The organism is uncultured Enterovirga sp. (assembly GCF_964242715.1).
In the GTDB taxonomy this organism is placed as follows: domain Bacteria; phylum Pseudomonadota; class Alphaproteobacteria; order Rhizobiales; family Beijerinckiaceae; genus Enterovirga.
Genome location: NZ_CAXTAZ010000035.1, coordinates 1 through 15,457 on the forward strand (window position 1 = coordinate 1; position 15,457 = coordinate 15,457).

The 15,457-nt window shown below is 67.8% G+C and carries 18 protein-coding genes and 1 tRNA gene; 9 read left to right on the top strand and 10 right to left on the bottom strand.

Going from position 1 to position 15,457, the window contains the following annotated elements:
- Positions 1-919, bottom strand: a 919-nt coding sequence (cysS, locus tag ACFE87_RS16420) for a cysteine--tRNA ligase (protein ID WP_375460733.1), incomplete at its 3' end; no start/stop codon positions are given.
- 257 nt (positions 920-1,176) lie between these two features.
- Between cysS and ACFE87_RS16425 the strand changes: the two genes are divergently transcribed.
- On the top strand, positions 1,177-1,482 hold the full coding sequence (locus ACFE87_RS16425) for a hypothetical protein (protein WP_375460734.1): 306 nt from the start codon (positions 1,177-1,179) through the stop codon (positions 1,480-1,482).
- A gap of 3 nt (positions 1,483-1,485) precedes the next feature.
- Here ACFE87_RS16425 and ACFE87_RS16430 read toward each other — a convergent pair whose 3' ends face one another.
- The 3 genes from ACFE87_RS16430 to ACFE87_RS16440 form a co-directional block, all read right to left on the bottom strand.
- The gene (locus ACFE87_RS16430) at positions 1,486-1,989 is read right to left on the bottom strand and encodes a CreA family protein (RefSeq protein WP_375460786.1); all 504 of its coding nucleotides are present in this window, start codon (positions 1,987-1,989) and stop codon (positions 1,486-1,488) included.
- A 170-nt stretch (positions 1,990-2,159) separates the two neighbouring features.
- The gene (gltX, locus tag ACFE87_RS16435) at positions 2,160-3,497 is read right to left on the bottom strand and encodes a glutamate--tRNA ligase (protein WP_375460735.1); all 1,338 of its coding nucleotides are present in this window, start codon (positions 3,495-3,497) and stop codon (positions 2,160-2,162) included.
- Between the two features lie 9 nt (positions 3,498-3,506).
- Positions 3,507-4,292, bottom strand: a complete 786-nt coding sequence (locus ACFE87_RS16440; protein ID WP_375460736.1) for a hypothetical protein — start codon at positions 4,290-4,292, stop codon at positions 3,507-3,509.
- A gap of 41 nt (positions 4,293-4,333) precedes the next feature.
- On the opposite strand from ACFE87_RS16440, the gene ACFE87_RS16445 reads away from it, so the two are divergent.
- The gene (locus ACFE87_RS16445; RefSeq protein WP_375460737.1) at positions 4,334-4,480 is read left to right on the top strand and encodes a hypothetical protein; all 147 of its coding nucleotides are present in this window, start codon (positions 4,334-4,336) and stop codon (positions 4,478-4,480) included.
- A 60-nt stretch (positions 4,481-4,540) separates the two neighbouring features.
- Here the strand turns inward: ACFE87_RS16445 and ACFE87_RS16450 are convergent, their stop codons facing one another.
- On the bottom strand, positions 4,541-5,929 hold the full coding sequence (locus tag ACFE87_RS16450) for a class II 3-deoxy-7-phosphoheptulonate synthase (protein ID WP_375460738.1): 1,389 nt from the start codon (positions 5,927-5,929) through the stop codon (positions 4,541-4,543).
- A 156-nt stretch (positions 5,930-6,085) separates the two neighbouring features.
- Here ACFE87_RS16450 and ACFE87_RS16455 point away from each other — a divergent pair, with 156 nt between their 5' ends.
- Positions 6,086-6,838: an SDR family oxidoreductase gene (locus ACFE87_RS16455; protein ID WP_375460739.1), complete on the top strand. Its 753-nt coding sequence runs from the start codon at positions 6,086-6,088 to the stop codon at positions 6,836-6,838.
- 477 nt (positions 6,839-7,315) lie between these two features.
- Positions 7,316-7,672 carry a hypothetical protein gene (locus tag ACFE87_RS16460; RefSeq protein WP_375460740.1) on the top strand — a complete coding sequence of 119 codons (357 nt, stop codon included), beginning with the start codon at positions 7,316-7,318 and terminating at the stop codon, positions 7,670-7,672.
- Positions 7,673-7,690: 18 nt separating this feature from the next.
- Here the strand turns inward: ACFE87_RS16460 and gor are convergent, their stop codons facing one another.
- Positions 7,691-9,079 (bottom strand): glutathione-disulfide reductase, encoded by a 1,389-nt coding sequence (gor, locus tag ACFE87_RS16465; RefSeq protein WP_375460741.1) that lies wholly within the window; start codon positions 9,077-9,079, stop codon positions 7,691-7,693.
- A gap of 223 nt (positions 9,080-9,302) precedes the next feature.
- Here gor and ACFE87_RS16470 point away from each other — a divergent pair, with 223 nt between their 5' ends.
- The gene (locus tag ACFE87_RS16470; protein WP_375460742.1) at positions 9,303-10,259 is read left to right on the top strand and encodes a Bug family tripartite tricarboxylate transporter substrate binding protein; all 957 of its coding nucleotides are present in this window, start codon (positions 9,303-9,305) and stop codon (positions 10,257-10,259) included.
- Between the two features lie 9 nt (positions 10,260-10,268).
- On the opposite strand, the gene ACFE87_RS16475 is transcribed toward ACFE87_RS16470, so the two are convergent.
- Together ACFE87_RS16475 and rpiA are read right to left on the bottom strand one after the other, a co-directional pair.
- Positions 10,269-10,769, bottom strand: coding sequence for a DUF2059 domain-containing protein (locus ACFE87_RS16475; protein ID WP_375460743.1), 501 nt, complete (start codon positions 10,767-10,769; stop codon positions 10,269-10,271).
- Complete coding sequence (rpiA, locus tag ACFE87_RS16480; RefSeq protein WP_375460744.1) at positions 10,766-11,494, bottom strand: ribose-5-phosphate isomerase RpiA; 729 nt, start codon at positions 11,492-11,494, stop codon at positions 10,766-10,768. Before rpiA ends, ACFE87_RS16475 begins: the two co-directional genes overlap by 4 nt.
- 100 nt (positions 11,495-11,594) lie before the next feature.
- On the opposite strand from rpiA, the gene ACFE87_RS16485 reads away from it, so the two are divergent.
- Positions 11,595-12,317, top strand: coding sequence for an HAD family hydrolase (locus ACFE87_RS16485; protein WP_375460787.1), 723 nt, complete (start codon positions 11,595-11,597; stop codon positions 12,315-12,317).
- On the opposite strand, the gene ACFE87_RS16490 is transcribed toward ACFE87_RS16485, so the two are convergent.
- Positions 12,274-12,348: transfer RNA gene (locus ACFE87_RS16490), tRNA-Val, on the bottom strand. The two genes, ACFE87_RS16485 and ACFE87_RS16490, sit on opposite strands and share 44 nt — an antisense overlap.
- Before the next feature lie 203 nt (positions 12,349-12,551).
- Between ACFE87_RS16490 and ACFE87_RS16495 the strand changes: the two genes are divergently transcribed.
- Complete coding sequence (locus tag ACFE87_RS16495; RefSeq protein ID WP_375460745.1) at positions 12,552-13,130, top strand: L,D-transpeptidase; 579 nt, start codon at positions 12,552-12,554, stop codon at positions 13,128-13,130.
- 39 nt (positions 13,131-13,169) lie between these two features.
- Here ACFE87_RS16495 and ACFE87_RS16500 read toward each other — a convergent pair whose 3' ends face one another.
- Entirely contained in the window at positions 13,170-13,547 is a 378-nt protein-coding gene (locus tag ACFE87_RS16500; protein ID WP_375460746.1) for a gamma-butyrobetaine hydroxylase-like domain-containing protein, read from the bottom strand.
- 89 nt (positions 13,548-13,636) lie between these two features.
- Between ACFE87_RS16500 and moaA the strand changes: the two genes are divergently transcribed.
- Both moaA and ACFE87_RS16510 read left to right on the top strand, forming a co-directional pair.
- Complete coding sequence (gene moaA, locus ACFE87_RS16505; protein ID WP_375460747.1) at positions 13,637-14,668, top strand: GTP 3',8-cyclase MoaA; 1,032 nt, start codon at positions 13,637-13,639, stop codon at positions 14,666-14,668.
- Positions 14,669-14,871: 203 nt separating this feature from the next.
- Positions 14,872-15,456, top strand: a complete 585-nt coding sequence (locus ACFE87_RS16510; RefSeq protein WP_375460748.1) for a TRAP transporter small permease subunit — start codon at positions 14,872-14,874, stop codon at positions 15,454-15,456.
- Position 15,457: the final 1 nt, after the last annotated feature.

Consider the following 15,457-nt stretch of genomic DNA (forward strand, 5'->3'; position numbering starts at 1 on the left):
TCAGGGCATCCCGGATCGTGACGAAGTTGCCGAGCGACTTCGACATCTTCTCGCCCTCGACCTGCAGGAAGCCGTTATGCAGCCAGGTATGCGCCATCACCGGTGTGCCGAAGCAGCAGCGCGACTGCGCGATCTCGTTCTCGTGGTGCGGGAAGATCAGGTCGAGGCCGCCGGCATGGATGTCGAAGGTCTCGCCCAGATGCTTCCACGACATGGCCGAGCATTCGATATGCCAGCCCGGCCGCCCCGGCGCCTCGATCCCGGCCGGGGACGGCCAGGACGGCTCGCCGGGCTTCGACGGTTTCCAGAGAACGAAATCGAGCGGCGATCGCTTGTAGGGCGCGACGTCGACCCGCGCGCCGGCCTCCATCTCGTCGAGCGGCCGGCGCGAGAGCGAGCCGTAATCCGGCATCGACGGCACGTTGAAGAGGACATGCCCCTCGGCCGCATAGGCGTGACCCGCCTCGACCAGCCGGTCGATGAGGCGGCGCATCTCGTCGATATGCTCGGTCGCGCGCGGCTCGATCATGGCGACGCGCCGGCCCGGAAGGTTGACGTCGTCCGGCATCAAGACGCCGAGGGCGGCGATGTCCTCGTGGAACTGGCGCTCGGTTTCGGTCGTGACGCGCCGGATGGCCTCGTTCAGCGGCATGCCGGGGAAGTCGCGGGCGGCGCGCGCGTTGATCTTGTCGTCCACGTCCGTGATGTTGCGGACATAGGTGACGTGCGCCTCGCCGTAGAGGTGACGGAGGAGCCGGAACAGGAGGTCGAAGACGATCACCGGCCGGGCGTTGCCGATATGGGCGAAGTCGTAGACCGTCGGCCCGCAGACATACATCCGCACATTCGCCGGATCGATCGGGGCGAAGGGCTCCTTGCGCTTGGTCAGCGTGTTCGTGAGCCGCAGGCCGGGCGCCATTTCAAATCCTCACGGCAGGCGGGTGGGCGTACCGGCGACGGGATGCAAGCTGGCCACACCCCTGGACCAACTTGGCCAGCGGGCGCATCGGCGATTGCCCCACCCCCTCGAATCCGTCAAGACGCGCTCGCCTTGAAGGTCCGACGCAACAAATGCGCGCGACCGTGAAACATGGCGAAGGCTCGCCGGTTTAAGGCTTTGTTGAGGCGTGGCACCGACACTCCGCCACATTCTGGGATCGGGTTCAGGAATTGGTCATGATGCGACGCAAGCTCGCCGTTCTTGGATGTGCCGCGGCGATCGTGGTCGGAACCCTGTCCTTCACCGCCATCTCGACCGAGACAACCCAGGCGGCGACCGTGTCGACGTTCGTCGTCCCGTCGAATGACGGCTACGGCATCGCCGACTGCGTGCAGTCGGGTTGCGGCCAGGTCGTGGCCGATGCCTGGTGCGAGGCGCAGGGCTTTGCGCGCTCGTCCTCGTTCGGCCCCGCCGACGTCGACGTCACCGGATCGATCGCGCCGGGTTCGACGCGGCCGATCTCGGTCACCTGCTCGAACTGATCCTCAGCCGCCGACCCATTCGGAACAGCGCGGTGCCGCGGTCTCCGGCGCCCACGGCATGATCGGCACGCTCGAGGTCGAGTTCTTGGGCGAACCCTCGATCACCCGGTCCGAATAGACGAGGTAGACGAGCACGTTGCGCTTCACGTCGCAGCCCCGCACGATCTGCATCGACTTGAACAGGAGCGAGCGGCGCTCCTTGATCATCACCTCGCCCTGATCGAATTTCGCCTTGAACTTGATGGGTCCGACCTGCTGGCAGGACAGCGAGATGTCGGAGACCTCCTCGGCGAGGCCGAGGCCGCCCTTGATCCCGCCCTTTTCCGGCACGGTGTAATGGCAGGCGACCCCCGACACGAGCGGGTCGTCGACGCCGTAGACGGCGAGCTTGTCGTTCGGCGTGAGGGGCCGCCAGACGGTGGATTTCTTGAAGATCGGATCGGGATCCTCCGCCTGCGCCGGAGAGAGCACACCCAGAACCAAAACCGCCGCGATCAGGTAGCGCATCATCACATCATCCAACTTCGAACCCTGGAGCTATGTGGGGATCGGAACGGGATGTGAAAGCCATTACCCAACCTGCCCGACGCCTCTGGTTCCGACACGTGGTGCGTCCTTCGAGGCCGCGCTTCGCGGGGCGAGCGTCGAAGCACCTACCGACCCCCAGCAGCACCTCGTCAGGCCGTCTCTCCGGACAACCGCCGCCTGGCGCGCTCCGGCCCGATCAGCGGCAGCAGGCTTGCGAGTTCCGGGCCGTGATCGAGCCCGGTCAGGGCGAGGCGGAGGGGCTGGAAAAGCGTCCTCCCCTTCTGGCCGGTCCTGGCCCGAACCTCTCCCGTCCAGTCGCGCCAGGTTTCCGTCGACCAGGGCGGCTCCGGCAGGAGCCCGGCGGCCGCGGCCGCGAGGGCAGAATCCTGGATCACCGGCTCCACCGGACCTTCCACGATCCCCCACCAAAGCCGCACGTCGTCGAAACGCGCGAGGTTGCCCCGCACCGCGAGCCAGAACGGCTCCCCGCCGCCGATCCCGAGCGCCTCGAGCCGTGGCCGCGCCTCGTCCCACGGCATGCCGTGCAGGAGCCGCGCATTCAGCGTCTCGAGATCGGCCTCGTGGAACTGGGCGGGCGCGCGCGAGATGTGGGCAAGGTCGACGAGGCCCGCCAGTTCGTCGAGTCTTGCCACGGGACGCACCGCCTCGGCCGACCCGACGAGGACGGCGAGCGCGTTCACGGCCATCGGCTCGAGCCCGGCCTCGCGGAGGCTCCGCAGCGAGAGCGCGCCGGACCGCTTCGAGAGGCCTTCGCCGCTCGCCGTCGTGAGAAGGTTGTGGTGCCCGAAGGTCGGCACCTGCCCGTTCAGGGCCTCGAAGAGCTGGATCTGGACGGCCGTGTTGGTGACGTGGTCCTCGCCGCGGATGACGTGCGTGATCCCGACCTCGATGTCGTCCGCAACGGAGGGCAACGTGTAGAGGTAGCTGCCGTCCTCGCGGACCAGGACCGGGTCGGACAGCGAGGCCGTCTCGACATGGGAGGGGCCTCGCACGAGGTCGTCCCATTCCACGCGGCGGGATTCGAGCCGGAAGCGCCAATGCGGCCGGCGGCCCTCGGCCTCGAGGCGCGCGCGATCCTCGTCCGAGAGCGCGAGGGCAGCCCGATCGTAGACGGGCGGCTGCCCGCGCGCGAGCTGGATGCGCCGGCGCCGCTCCAATTCGTCCGCCGTCTCGTAACAGGCGTAGAGGCGGTGCTCGGCCCTGAGCCAGGCGGCGGTCTCCTCGTAGATCGCCAGCCGCTCCGACTGACGGATGGTCCGGTCGGGCGGGATGCCGAGCCAGGCGAGGTCCACCTCGATCGCATCGGCGTAGTCGCGCCGGGAGCGCTCGAGGTCGGTGTCGTCGAACCGGAGCACGAAGGTGCCGCCCTGGCGCCTCGCGAAGAGCGCGTTGAGGAGGGCGGTCCGGGCATTGCCGATATGGATCAGCCCGGTCGGGGACGGGGCGAAGCGGACGGTGACGGTCATCAGGCCGGTTTAGCCGGCCCGCCCCCGGATGTCGCGCCAGGCATGGACCCGGTGGATCCGGCGAAAGCCGCGGTCGATCTCGCCCGGCGGCGCCACCTCCCAATCCCAAACCTCGTCAGGTGCCGGGAGCGCGCATTTTACGAGAGCCGTCTCGCCCTGCGCCACGTCACCTCCGCGAGCGACATCGCGATACGAGACGTCGCTCAGGAGGCAGACCGGCGCTCCGAAACCGGCAAGGTCGGCGAGATGTCCCTCCTGGATGACGCGGCCGAGATCGGCGGGCCAACGTCTCGCGGCCTCGGGTCGGCGGTCGAGCCAACGAGCCGGCGCCATCGGAAGCTGGGAGAGGAGATTCGCCGAGACGACCAGATCGATGGCCGGATCCGCCTGCAACGCGGCGAGCGGGGCGACGCGCCCGGCCTCCTCGCCGGAGAGCGACGCCGCGAAGCCGGTCAGGTCGGCGACCCGCGTTTCCGCACGGACGCGGCCCGCCCTCAGGCGAGCCGGCCAGAGATGCACGGCATCGACGAGGATGGTGCGCTCGAACGTGGCGGCGAGGAATGCCAGCGGGACGTCCCGAATCAGGCCGGAGCCGAGCACGAGCAACGTCCTGTGCCGGGCCAGGCTCTCCGCGAAGGACCGCACGAAGGCGCATGAACGCTGCTCGTGCGGCGACCACGCCTTGCGCCTGCGCGTCGCCCGCGACCACAACCCGACCGCGTCGCCGACGAGGCCCAGCGCCCGGAGTTCGGCGGAGGATTTCGCGGTCAGATGAAGCAGCGCTTCGGCGAGCATATCGCGATCAGGAAGATGGGCGGGATCAGCCTCGGAAAGCCGTGGAACCGGTCAAGCATGTCGCGGTTGTCGCACCATTCAGTTCTCGAAGGACCACGACCATGATGAAGGGCGGACTTCTCTGGCTCATCGGCATCCCGCTGCCGATCATTCTCCTCATCGCCCTGTTCACCAACTGGCTGAAATGAGACGAGCGCTCCCATAGCGAGGAGCTAGGGGCGGCGCGAGCCGCCCCTTTTTCTTGACCATTATTCGGCGGCGACCGGCAGGACCGCGCCGCGCAGGAGCCGCTCCCGTTTGATCAGCTCCGCCGTCATGAAGGCGACTTCGAGCGCCTGATCGGCGTTCAATCGCGGGTCGCAATAGGTGTGATAGCGGTCCTGGAGGTCGGCATCCGAGACCGACCGGGCGCCACCGCCGGTGCATTCGGTGACGTCCTTGCCGGTCATCTCGAGATGCAGGCCGCCGGCATGGGTTCCCTCCGCCTGGTGGACGGCGAAGAAATTCTCGATCTCGCCGACGATGAGCTCGAAGGGGCGGGTCTTGTAATTGCCCGACTTCACCGTGTTGCCGTGCATCGGATCGCAGGACCAGACGACGGTGCGGCCCTCGCGGGTCATCGCCCGGATGAGGGCCGGCAGATGGTCGCCTACCTTGTCGGCTCCGAAACGGCAGATCAGCGTCAGGCGGCCGGGCTCGCGAGCCGGATCGAGAATGTCGGCCAGCCTCAGAAGGTCGTCCGCCTTGAGCGACGGACCGCATTTCAGCCCGATCGGGTTCCGGATGCCGCGCGCATATTCGACATGGGCATGGTCCGACTGGCGGGTCCGATCGCCGATCCAGAGCATGTGGCCGGAGGTGGCGTACCATTCGCCGCTCGTCGAATCGACGCGCGTGAAGGCCTCCTCGAAGCCGAGCAGCAGCGCCTCGTGGCTCGTGTAGAAATCCGTCGTCCGCATCTCCTGATGCATCTCGGGATTGATCCCGATCGCCCGCATGAAGGACAGCGTCTCGGTGATCCGGTCGGCCAGCTCGACGTAGCGCGAAGCCTGGGCGGGGTCGCGGGCATAGCCCAGCATCCAGCGGTGGACGTTGTCGAGATTGGCGTAGCCGCCGGTCGCGAAGGCGCGGAGCAGGTTCAGCGTCGCGGCCGATTGCCGGTAGGCCTCGAGCTGGCGGCGCGGGTCGGGCCGGCGCGATTCCTCGTCGAAGGCGATGTCGTTGACGATGTCGCCCCGATAGCTCGCCCATTCGGCGTCGCCGATCCGCTCCGTCGGGGCCGAGCGGGGCTTGGCGAACTGGCCCGCGATGCGGCCGACCTTCACGACCGGCGACGCGCCCGCGAAGGTGAGCACCACGGCCATCTGCAGGAAGACGCGGAAGAAATCCCGGATGTTGTCGGCCGAATGCTCGGCGAAGCTCTCGGCGCAATCGCCGCCCTGCAGCAGGAACGCGTCGCCCGACGCGACCTTCGCCAGCGCCGTCTTCAGCTTGCGGGCCTCGCCGGCGAAGACGAGCGGCGGAAAGCCTGCGAGCTGCCGCTCGACGGCGGCCAGTGCCTCGGCCGGCTCATAGGCCGGCATCTGCTGGACGGGCTTCTCGCGCCAGCTCCCTGGCGTCCATCTCTCGTGTGACATCGTTCTCCGCCCCTGCCGCGCGTGGAGGTTGGGCCTGCCTTGTCGCGGAGGCGGGCTTATAGCGACGCCGCGCCGAGATGGCGAGGTTTATGGCCGAATCGCTCTTGGTCTGCGCCGTGGCCCTCCGCTAAGGAGGCAGCGGGAGGACGTGAAATCATGACAGATACGAACAAGGTCGCGCTGGTGACGGGCGCGGGAACGGGGGTCGGCAAGGCCGCCGTGCTGTCGCTGCTGCGGGACGGTTTCTCGGTCGTGCTCTCCGGCCGCCGCCGCGAGCCGCTGGAGGAAGTCGCCGCGCAGGCCGAGGCCGGCCGCACGCTCGCGGTGCCGGGAGACGTGACGAGGCCCGAGGATGTCGAGGCCTTGTTCGCGCAGACGAAGGAGCGTTTCGGCCGCCTCGACGTGCTGTTCAACAATGCCGGGCGTGGCGCGCCGGCCGTGCCGATCGAGGACCTGCCGCTCGAAACCTGGCGAGTCGTCGTCGACACGAATTTGACCGGCATGTTCCTCTGCATCCAGCAGGCGTTCCGGATCATGAAGGACCAGGATCCGCGCGGCGGCCGCATCATCAACAACGGCTCGATTTCCGCGCATGCGCCGCGCCCGCTTTCGATCGCCTACACGTCGACGAAACACGCCGTGACCGGGCTCACCAAATCCTGCTCGCTCGACGGACGCGTCTACGACATCGCCTGCGGGCAGATCGACATCGGCAACGCCGACACCGCCATGGGCGGCCGCATGAAGGCGGGCGTGCCGCAGGCGGACGGGTCGGTCCGGCCCGAGGCCGTGTTCGACCCGGCCATCGTCGGAGACGCCGTCGCGCACATGGCCTCGCTGCCACTCGGGGCGAACGTGCAGTTCATGACCGTGATGGCGACCAAGATGCCGTTCGTCGGGCGGGGCTGAGGTCCAGGATGTAGCAGCAAACAAATGCCTGGTGTCTGTCAGCTTACCGGAACTCGAGGTAAGTTGGTCAAGTCTCATCTTATTCCAAAGGCCTTCACTCGCCCTACACGGCGCGGCGCACCCCTCGTTCAGGGCGGGTTAGATCATCCGCCCCAAACGAGGTGGGACAGCTGGTACGACCCTGACATCGTTACCAAGGAAGGAGAGCGCATCCTCGCGGAACTTGATGATTGGGCAGTCAGAACGTTGAGGACATTCCGGCTCGTCTGGAGTGGTTGGGGCCCGATTCAGAAGTTGCCTTCTTCGGATGTGGACGAAATAATTGGCACTCCTTGGGGTGTCCGTCGTATTCCTAGCTTTGACACACGTCGGCTTCGACTTTTTTACCTGAGTCTATTGTGGAGAGCTGCAGTAAGCGGTCGTTACGAGTTCGCCTTCGTCAGATTGCCCGAAGCGGACGTTGCGCGTCTACGGGACATGATCATCTCTAGCGAAGCAGGCCCACCAAGCTTTTACCCGCTCACTTTGACACAGCTGTCGACCTTGGGTGAGCGACACAATCAAGCGCCCTCAAAATTTTTGAAGAACATCCCGGCTGTCGATGATGCCGATGGCGTTTCTGTACCGACAAACCGATTCTACTTCGACGGGCTCGCATGCCATGTGGCGCTTGAAGGATGGTCTTCGGACAAAGTTGAGGACGCAGGAGCCTTTGTAGTTGGTAATGACCCCGATGTTCTGATCGTGCAAACTGTAACCTGGGAAGAATCGTCTCAAAAAATCTTTTTGAGCGAGGCAATAGAGGACAGCTTTAGGCATATATCAAGGTATTAAATCTGCCGGGCGACACTTTTAACCCACCGCCACGGACTTCTTCGTCACGAACGGCGTGCGCAGGGTCACGAGTTCCTCGGACGAGGTCGGGTGCACGGCGACGGTTCGGTCGAAATCGGCCTTGGTCGCGCCCATGCCCAGGGCCACTGCGGCGAGCTGGATGATCTCGCCGGCATCGTGGCCGAGGAGGTGGACGCCGAGCACACGGTCGGTCGGGCCGTCCACGACGATCTTCATCATCGTGCGCTCGTCCCTCCCCGTGATCGTCGCCTTCATGGGCCGGAAGCTCGCCTTGTAGATCACGACGTCGTCGCCGTGGCGGGCGCGGGCCGCGACCTCGCTCATGCCGACCGTGCCGATCTCCGGCGTCGAGAAGACGCCCGTCGGAATGAGGCCGTGATCGACCGCGGTCGGCTTGCCGCCGAAGACGGTGTCGGCGAAGGCGTGGCCCTCCCGGATCGCGATCGGGGTCAGGTTCGCCCGGTTCGTGACGTCGCCCACGGCCGAGATCGTCGGGACCGACGTGCGGGAATAGACGTCCACCGGCACGGCGCCGATCTCGTCCGTCTCGATGCCGACCCGCTCGAGTCCGAGCCCGCCCGAATGGGGCCGGCGGCCGGTCGCGACCAGGATGTCGTCGACCTCCAGCACCCGGCCATCGGACAACGTCGCCCGCAGAACCTCACCGGCTCGTTCGATCCGCTCGAGCGTCGTTCCGAGCGCGAGCGCGATGCCGCGTTTCGGATAGGCCTCGCCGAGACCGTCCCGCAGGTCCTCGTCGAAGCCGCGCAGGAGCTTGTCGCCCCGGTGGAGGAGCGTGGTCTCCGAGCCGAGGCCTGCGAAGACGCCCGCGAACTCGACGGCGATATAGCCGCCGCCGATGACGAGGATCCGATCCGGGCGGCGCTCGAGGTCGAACACGCCATTCGAGGTCATGGCGAGCTCTCCTCCGTCGATCGGAGGATCGAGGGTCGGCGTCGCGCCGACCGCGATCAGGATATGGCCCGCCTTGATCCGGCGTCCGGAGCCCGGCAGGACGACGGTGCCGGCATCCTCGATCAGGGCACGTTCGTGATGGGTCTCGACCCCGGCGGTATGAAGGAGCGAGCCGTAGATGGTTTCCAGCCGCGCGATCTCGGCATCGCGGTTCCGCTTCAGGATCGACCAGTCCAGCCGCGGCTCGCCGACATCCCAGCCGAAGCGGCGCGCATCCTCGAACTCGTCCGAGAACCGGCTCGCATAGACCATCAGCTTCTTCGGCACGCAGCCGCGGATCACGCAGGTTCCGCCGAGCCGATACTCCTCCGCGAGCGCGACTCGGGCGCCGTGGCCGGCCGCGATCCGGGCCGCCCGGACGCCGCCCGACCCGCCCCCGATCACGAATAGGTCGACCTCGTCTCTCGCCATCACACGCGTCCCAGGGTTGGCGGCGACTTAGCGGCTCGCGCCGGACTTGGATAGGCGGTCGCCCGGGCCCGCCCGGAAGCGCCGGCCGAGCCGAGCGGGCCATCCCATGCTGACGGCGCGAGGCTCGACCGGTGAAACTATCCTCGGCCTGCGCCGTACGGGTGCTTGTCCGGTCCTGAAGCGCCGTCTAGCGTGATGAAGGGGGGATGGTTCACGTGAGACGATGAGGGGACCGGCCCTGTCACGAACACCGTTTGCCGCTCTTCTCTGCCTCGTCGTGGCGACCACCGCCTGGGCAGGCGATCTCCGTATCGTCGCGCCGGCCGCGCCGGGCAGCAGCTGGGACCAGCTGGCACAGGCTCTGAAGGCCGCGCTCGCCGACGAGCGAGCGGTGTCGAAAGTCGAGGTCGTGAACGTGCCGGGCAGTGGCGGCACGGTCGGGCTCGCACATTTCGTGGCCGACCCGTCCGACGACGCGCTCCTGGTCACCGGCCTGACGATGCTGGATGCGACCTTCGTGCACCGGTCGACGGTCGGGCTGGACCAGCTCACCCCGATCGCTCGACTGAGCGCCGAATATTTCGCACTCGCCGTACCGGCCGCCTCTCCGTTTCGCGATCTCCACGAGCTTCGGGCGGCCGCGGTCGCGGATCCCGGCAAGGTCACCTGGGCCGGAGGGCCGAGCGCCGGGATCGACCACGTCGCGGCTTTGCTTCTCGCGCGTGCGATCGACAGCGACTCGTCGCGCGTCGTCTACGTGCCGTTCCTGACGAGCGCCGAGGCGGCCCTCGCCGCCGCGGAGGGGCGGGTCTCGGCCGTGTTCGTGTCGTCGGGCGAACTCGCGGCCGAAGTGAAGGCCGGCCGCATCCGGCTTCTCGGCGTCGCATCGCCCTCCCGGATCGACACGGTCGACGCGCCGACCTTCGCCGAGAGCGGGATCACCCTCGACCTCGCCAATTGGCGCGGCGTCATGGCGAGACCGGGCATGCCCCCCGACCGCCGCGCCCTGCTGGAAGGCCGCGTCGCCGGCCTCGCGGCGTCGGCGGGCTGGCGCGAGCTGCTCCAGCGGAAGGGCTGGCAGAACGCCTATCTGCCGTCGGAGGAATTCGGTCGCTTCCTCGCGGCGGAACTGGAGCGGGTGAAGACGGCGCTGAAGGAGGTCGGCCTCATCAAGCGCTGAGCCGGCGGGCTACTGCATCTGGTGCCCGCGCTTCATCATCTCGGCGCGGGTCCGGGCCATGACGTAGTCCGAGGCGAGTTGCGACCAGGCCGTCACCGACTGGACGATGTCGTCGGTCAGGTCGGGCTGGACCATCACGTATTTCATGCCGGACGGGGATTTGAAGAAGGTGAGCGCGTCGCGAACCTCCGCCTCCGTGAGCCATTTGGCGTAGGCGCGCGCGGCGAGGTTCATCGCCTGCTGCTTCTGGGTCTCGAGTTCCGGCTGGAGCGCCTTCACGACCTCGTCCAGGTCCTTCGCGATCTCGGGCCGTGTGATCGCCTGCTGGCGGATTTCGGTGATGAGGGCCGGGAAGATGTTGTCGATGCTCGACCCCGCCCCGGTCGCGACGACGAGTTCGCGGGCTGCCGCCATATGCGCGGGGCCCGGTTCCTGGGCGTGGCTCGGACCCGCCGCGAGAACGAGACAACCGAGAAGGGCGGCAGCGAGCTTGACCGGTCTCATCCTCATGATGCGCGTTCTCCAGAGAGCGGACTCGTCCGTCGAGCGATGTCCATGACGCCGTCCTGCGCTCCAATCAAGGCGCGGGTGGCGAGGTCGATGAAGAGGCCGTGCTCGACCACCCCGAGGATGGCCTTCAGCGCACGCCCCGTCTCGGCCGGCGAAGGTATCGCCGAGAGGCGGGCGTCGAGGATGTAATGCCCGCCGTCGGTCAGGAAGGGCGTCCCCGAGGGGCCGAGCCGCAAGGCGAGCGTGCCGCCCGGCGCGAGCCGGTCGAGCGCGGCCGCGACACGGCGCCGCGTCGTCTCGAGCCCGAACGGCACGATCTCGATCGGCAGCGGGAAGCGGCCGAGCCGGTCGACCCGCTTCGTCGCATCCGCGATGACCACGAGTTTGCGGCTCGCGGCCGCGACGAGCTTCTCACGCAGGAGCGCGCCGCCGCCTCCCTTGATCAGGTTCAGCTCCGGATCGATCTCGTCCGCACCGTCCACCGTCAAGTCGAGCTCCGGCTGTTCGTCCAGGGTGGCGAGCGGGATCCCGAGCGCTTCCGCCTGCGCCCGGGTGGCCTCCGAGGTCGGCACGGCCACGACCGCGAGCCCCGAGGCGACGCGGCGGCCGAGCGCCTCCACGAAGAGTGACGCGGTTGAACCGGTCCCGAGCCCGAGCCGCATCCCGCCCTCGACGAGACCGACGGCCCTCTCCGCCGCGGCGCGCTTCTGTTCGGCGGGGTTCATGGACATCGTGGGACGATTCTCGGAGCGCGGCCTCTCTGGCCGGGGGCCTCGTACACGGCCGCGGGTTGATCGCGCCAGCGCCCGCCGCTAGCGAAGCCGGATGTCGCTCCCCCCCATCGTCGTCTTCGATCTCGACGGGACCCTCGCCGACACGGCGCCGGACCTGATCTCCACCCTGAACGTCATCATGGACAGGGAGGGGCTGCCGCATGTGCCCTTCGAGACCGCGCGCGAGATGATCGGAGCCGGGTCGCGCGCCCTCGTCGAGCGGGGCTTCGAGGCCGCGGGTCGCGAGATGACGCCGGCGCATTCCGACGAACTGTTCCGGCTCTTCCTCACGATCTACGCCGACCGCCTCTGCGTCGAATCGCGGCTCTTCCCCCATGTCGAGGAGGCGCTCGCGACCCTCGCCGATCGCGGATACCGCCTCGCGGTCTGCACGAACAAGGTCGAACTTCATTCGCGGCGGCTCCTCGAAGGGCTCGGCATCGCGGGCCGGTTCGCGGCCATCTGCGGGCGCGACACCTTCCCGTGGTTCAAGCCGGATGCCCGCCATCTCACCATGACGATCGAGGCCGCCGGCGGCGATCCGAACCGCGCCGTGATGATCGGCGATTCCCGCACCGACATCGACACGGCGAAGGCGGCCGGCATCCCGGTGATCGCGGTGCCGTTCGGCTACACGGACACGCCGGTCTCGGAACTCGGCCCGGATATTGTGATCGACGATTTCGACGAACTTGCCGCGGCGGTTGAGCGGCTGCCCGGGCATGGCCGAGTGGTGGGCGCGACAGGGATTGAACCTGTGACCCTTCGCGTGTGAAGCGAATGCTCTCCCGCTGAGCTACGCGCCCGGAGGCCGACCGTCCGGCCAACCCGTGCCGTCTCTATGGGCGAGGTCGCGGAGCGTCAAGCGAGCGCGTGTCGGACCGGCCACGCTTTCCGGAAGGTGGCTAAATCGCGTCATATTCGTGGCGACAGTGGATCGAATGGTCAAGCTCGGTGTTATAGAGCTGCCTGGCTTGCCAAGGCAAGCTGATTCACACGAGGCACATCGATGAGCCGCTTCACACACCTCTTGGCCGGGCTCGCCTGCGCCTTCGCCGCCTTTGCCGCGCCGGCATCGGCCTATGAGATCGATCCCCTGACCCGGGAGCCGATCGTTCCGTTCCAGAACCTGATCCCGCAGGCGACCGCGATCCCCCGCGAAGTCGTGTCCTTCCAGGGCCGCTACGCTCCCGGCACGATCGTGATCTCCACGATCGAGCGGCGCCTCTATTTCGTCCTCGGCAACGGCCAGGCCATCCGCTACGGGGTCGGCGTGGGCCGGCCAGGCTTCGACTGGGCGGGCACCAAGCTGGTCACCCGCAAGGCGGAATGGCCGACCTGGACGCCCCCGGCCGAGATGCTGCGCCGCCGCCCGGACCTGCCGCGCTTCATGAAAGGCGGCCCCGACAACCCGATGGGCGCCCGCGCCATGTATCTCGGCTCGACCCTCTACCGCATCCATGGTTCGAACGAGCCCGACACGATCGGCCAGGCCGTCTCCTCCGGCTGCATCCGGATGATGAACGAAGACGTCGTCGACCTCTACGAGCGCGTCCGGGTCGGCACGCGCGTGGTGGTCCAGCGCTGACGTCGATGTGGCCGGCGAGAGCCGGCCACATTCCGCCGGTCAGCCGAACCTTGGCGGCAGCGGCTCGTGGGATAGGCCGGCCGCGGCTAGTCCGTCCCGGTACTGCCTGACCAGGCCGTTCGGGTCGCGCCCGAGTTCGGCGAGATAGGCCCAGCCGTAGATGCCGGTGGAATGGCCGTCGTCGAAGGTGAGCCGCACCGCGTAATTGCCGACGGCCTCGACGGCCTTGATCCTGACCCCGCTCTTGCCCGGCACGAGCTTCTTCTCTGCGGGCGAGTGACCCCTGACCTCGGCCGAGGGGCTTTCCACCCTCAGCAACTCGGCCGGCAGCGTCAGGAGGCGGTCGTCGAACCGGACCAGCAAGGCCTGGCGGTCGGCGACGAGCCGGATCTCAGAAGGCCAGATGTCGTCCGCCATACCGTCCCCGCTGCCCGACGCGTTTGACCGCCGGCATCCGATCCCCACATAAGGCTTCCAGCCAGCCCAAACGAGGTGCCGAGCGCGCCGTGACGGATCGGACCATCCAGCTTCCTCGACAGAGTGCCGAACCGGCCCTCGTCGACCCTTTCGGTCGGCACGTCACCTATCTGCGCGTCTCCGTCACGGACCGCTGCGATCTTCGCTGCGTCTATTGCATGTCGGAGGACATGGAATTCCTGCCGAAGCGCGAACTGCTGACCCTCGAGGAACTCGACCGGGTCTGCTCCGTCTTCGTGGGCAGGGGCGTGCGAAAGCTTCGGATCACGGGCGGCGAGCCCCTCGTCCGGCGTGACGTCATGCAGCTGTTCCGCTCGCTCTCGCGCCATCTCGAGACCGGCGCCCTGCACGAACTCACATTGACGACCAACGGGACGCTGCTCGAACGTTATGCGGCCGACCTCGCCGCCTGCGGCGTGCGCCGCGTCAACGTCTCGATCGACTCGCTCGACCCGAAGCGCTTTCGCGAGATCACGCGGCGGGGCGACCTCGCCCAGGTGATGCGGGGCATCGATGCCGCACAGCGCGCCGGGCTGAAGGTGAAGCTGAACGCGGTCGCGCTGAAGGGCGTGAACGAGGACGAGATCGTCCCGATGATCGAATGGGCGCACCGCCGGTCGATGGACCTGACCATGATCGAGGTGATGCCTCTCGGCGACATCGAGCCGGGGCGGCTCGACCAGTTCCTGCCACTGTCGCTCGTGCGCGAGCGGCTCGCCTCGCATTTCACGCTGACGGACCTGCCGGAGCGGACCGGCGGGCCGGCGCGCTACATGCGGGTCGAGGAGACCGGGGGCAAGATCGGCTTTATCACGCCGCTGACCCACAATTTCTGCGAGGGTTGCAACCGCGTCCGCCTCACCTGCACCGGCCAGCTCTACCTCTGCCTCGGCCAGGAGGATTCGGCCGACCTGCGCAGCCCGATGCGAATGTCCGAGGGCAACGAGCGGCTCGAGGCGGCGATCACCGAGGCGATCTCGCGCAAGCCCCGCGGCCACGACTTCGTCATCGAGCGCGCGGCTCCGGCCGTCGTCCGGCATATGAGCGTCACGGGCGGTTAGGCCCCGCCGCCGTTCCGGCGCGGGCCAGGATTGCGAGGCCCGGACGGCCTGTCGGAACCATCCCGCGCGGAGTCGTCGGCCCTGCTTGTTCGATCCCGGGCCATGCGTTATCGCCACCCCGAGCAAGTCGACCCAGGGAAGATCGAGCGCTCGCAGGGAACCCTATGGCAGGACTGATCCGGCTAAGCCGAGGCATCGATGCTTTGAACACGGTCGTTGGCCGCGCGGCAGCGTGGGCGATCGTGGTCGCGATCATCGTCTCGGCGCTGAACGCGATTGCCCGCAAGACGCTCGGCATTTCGTCCAATGCCTGGCTCGAACTGCAATGGTACCTGTTCGGGGCGGTGTTCATGCTGTGCGCGCCGTGGACGCTCGCCATGAACGAGCACATCCGGATCGACATCGTGTCGTCGCGGCTCAAGCCGCAGACGCGCAACTGGGTCGAGATGTTCGGGCATGTCTTCTTCCTGCTGCCCTTCGCGCTCGTCCTGACCTACCTGTCGATCCCGTTCTTCCGTCTGTCGTTCGTGAGCGGCGAGGTCTCGTCGAGCGCCGGTGGTCTCGCCATCTGGCCGGCCAAGCTCCTGATCCTCGTCGGCTTCGCGCTCCTGCTGCTCCAATGGCTGAGCGAGGTGATTAAGCGGGTCGGCGTCATGCGCGGCCTGATCGAGGATGAACATACCGCCGCCGGCCATCAGGCCGCGGCCGAGGCCGAAGCCGCCCGCCTCCTCGCCTTGCAGGAAGAGGCCGGGCTCGCCCCGACCGCGCCCCCCGCCCCTCGCGCCTGAA

Bases quoted from the DNA above. Each gene is read 5' to 3' on its own strand.
- ACFE87_RS16450 (WP_375460738.1), bottom strand. From the start codon at position 5,929: ATGTCACACGAGAGATGGACGCCAGGGAGCTGGCGCGAGAAGCCCGTC.
- ACFE87_RS16475 (WP_375460743.1), bottom strand. From the start codon at position 10,769: ATGAGGATGAGACCGGTCAAGCTCGCTGCCGCCCTTCTCGGTTGTCTC.
- ACFE87_RS16440 (WP_375460736.1), bottom strand. From the start codon at position 4,292: ATGCTCGCCGAAGCGCTGCTTCATCTGACCGCGAAATCCTCCGCCGAA.
- ACFE87_RS16470 (WP_375460742.1), top strand. From the start codon at position 9,303: ATGAGGGGACCGGCCCTGTCACGAACACCGTTTGCCGCTCTTCTCTGC.
- gltX (WP_375460735.1), bottom strand. From the start codon at position 3,497: ATGACCGTCACCGTCCGCTTCGCCCCGTCCCCGACCGGGCTGATCCAT.
- ACFE87_RS16500 (WP_375460746.1), bottom strand. From the start codon at position 13,547: ATGGCGGACGACATCTGGCCTTCTGAGATCCGGCTCGTCGCCGACCGC.
- gor (WP_375460741.1), bottom strand. From the start codon at position 9,079: ATGGCGAGAGACGAGGTCGACCTATTCGTGATCGGGGGCGGGTCGGGC.
- ACFE87_RS16485 (WP_375460787.1), top strand. From the start codon at position 11,595: ATGTCGCTCCCCCCCATCGTCGTCTTCGATCTCGACGGGACCCTCGCC.
- rpiA (WP_375460744.1), bottom strand. From the start codon at position 11,494: ATGAACCCCGCCGAACAGAAGCGCGCCGCGGCGGAGAGGGCCGTCGGT.
- ACFE87_RS16425 (WP_375460734.1), top strand. From the start codon at position 1,177: ATGATGCGACGCAAGCTCGCCGTTCTTGGATGTGCCGCGGCGATCGTG.
- ACFE87_RS16455 (WP_375460739.1), top strand. From the start codon at position 6,086: ATGACAGATACGAACAAGGTCGCGCTGGTGACGGGCGCGGGAACGGGG.
- ACFE87_RS16460 (WP_375460740.1), top strand. From the start codon at position 7,316: ATGATCATCTCTAGCGAAGCAGGCCCACCAAGCTTTTACCCGCTCACT.
- ACFE87_RS16430 (WP_375460786.1), bottom strand. From the start codon at position 1,989: ATGCGCTACCTGATCGCGGCGGTTTTGGTTCTGGGTGTGCTCTCTCCG.
- ACFE87_RS16495 (WP_375460745.1), top strand. From the start codon at position 12,552: ATGAGCCGCTTCACACACCTCTTGGCCGGGCTCGCCTGCGCCTTCGCC.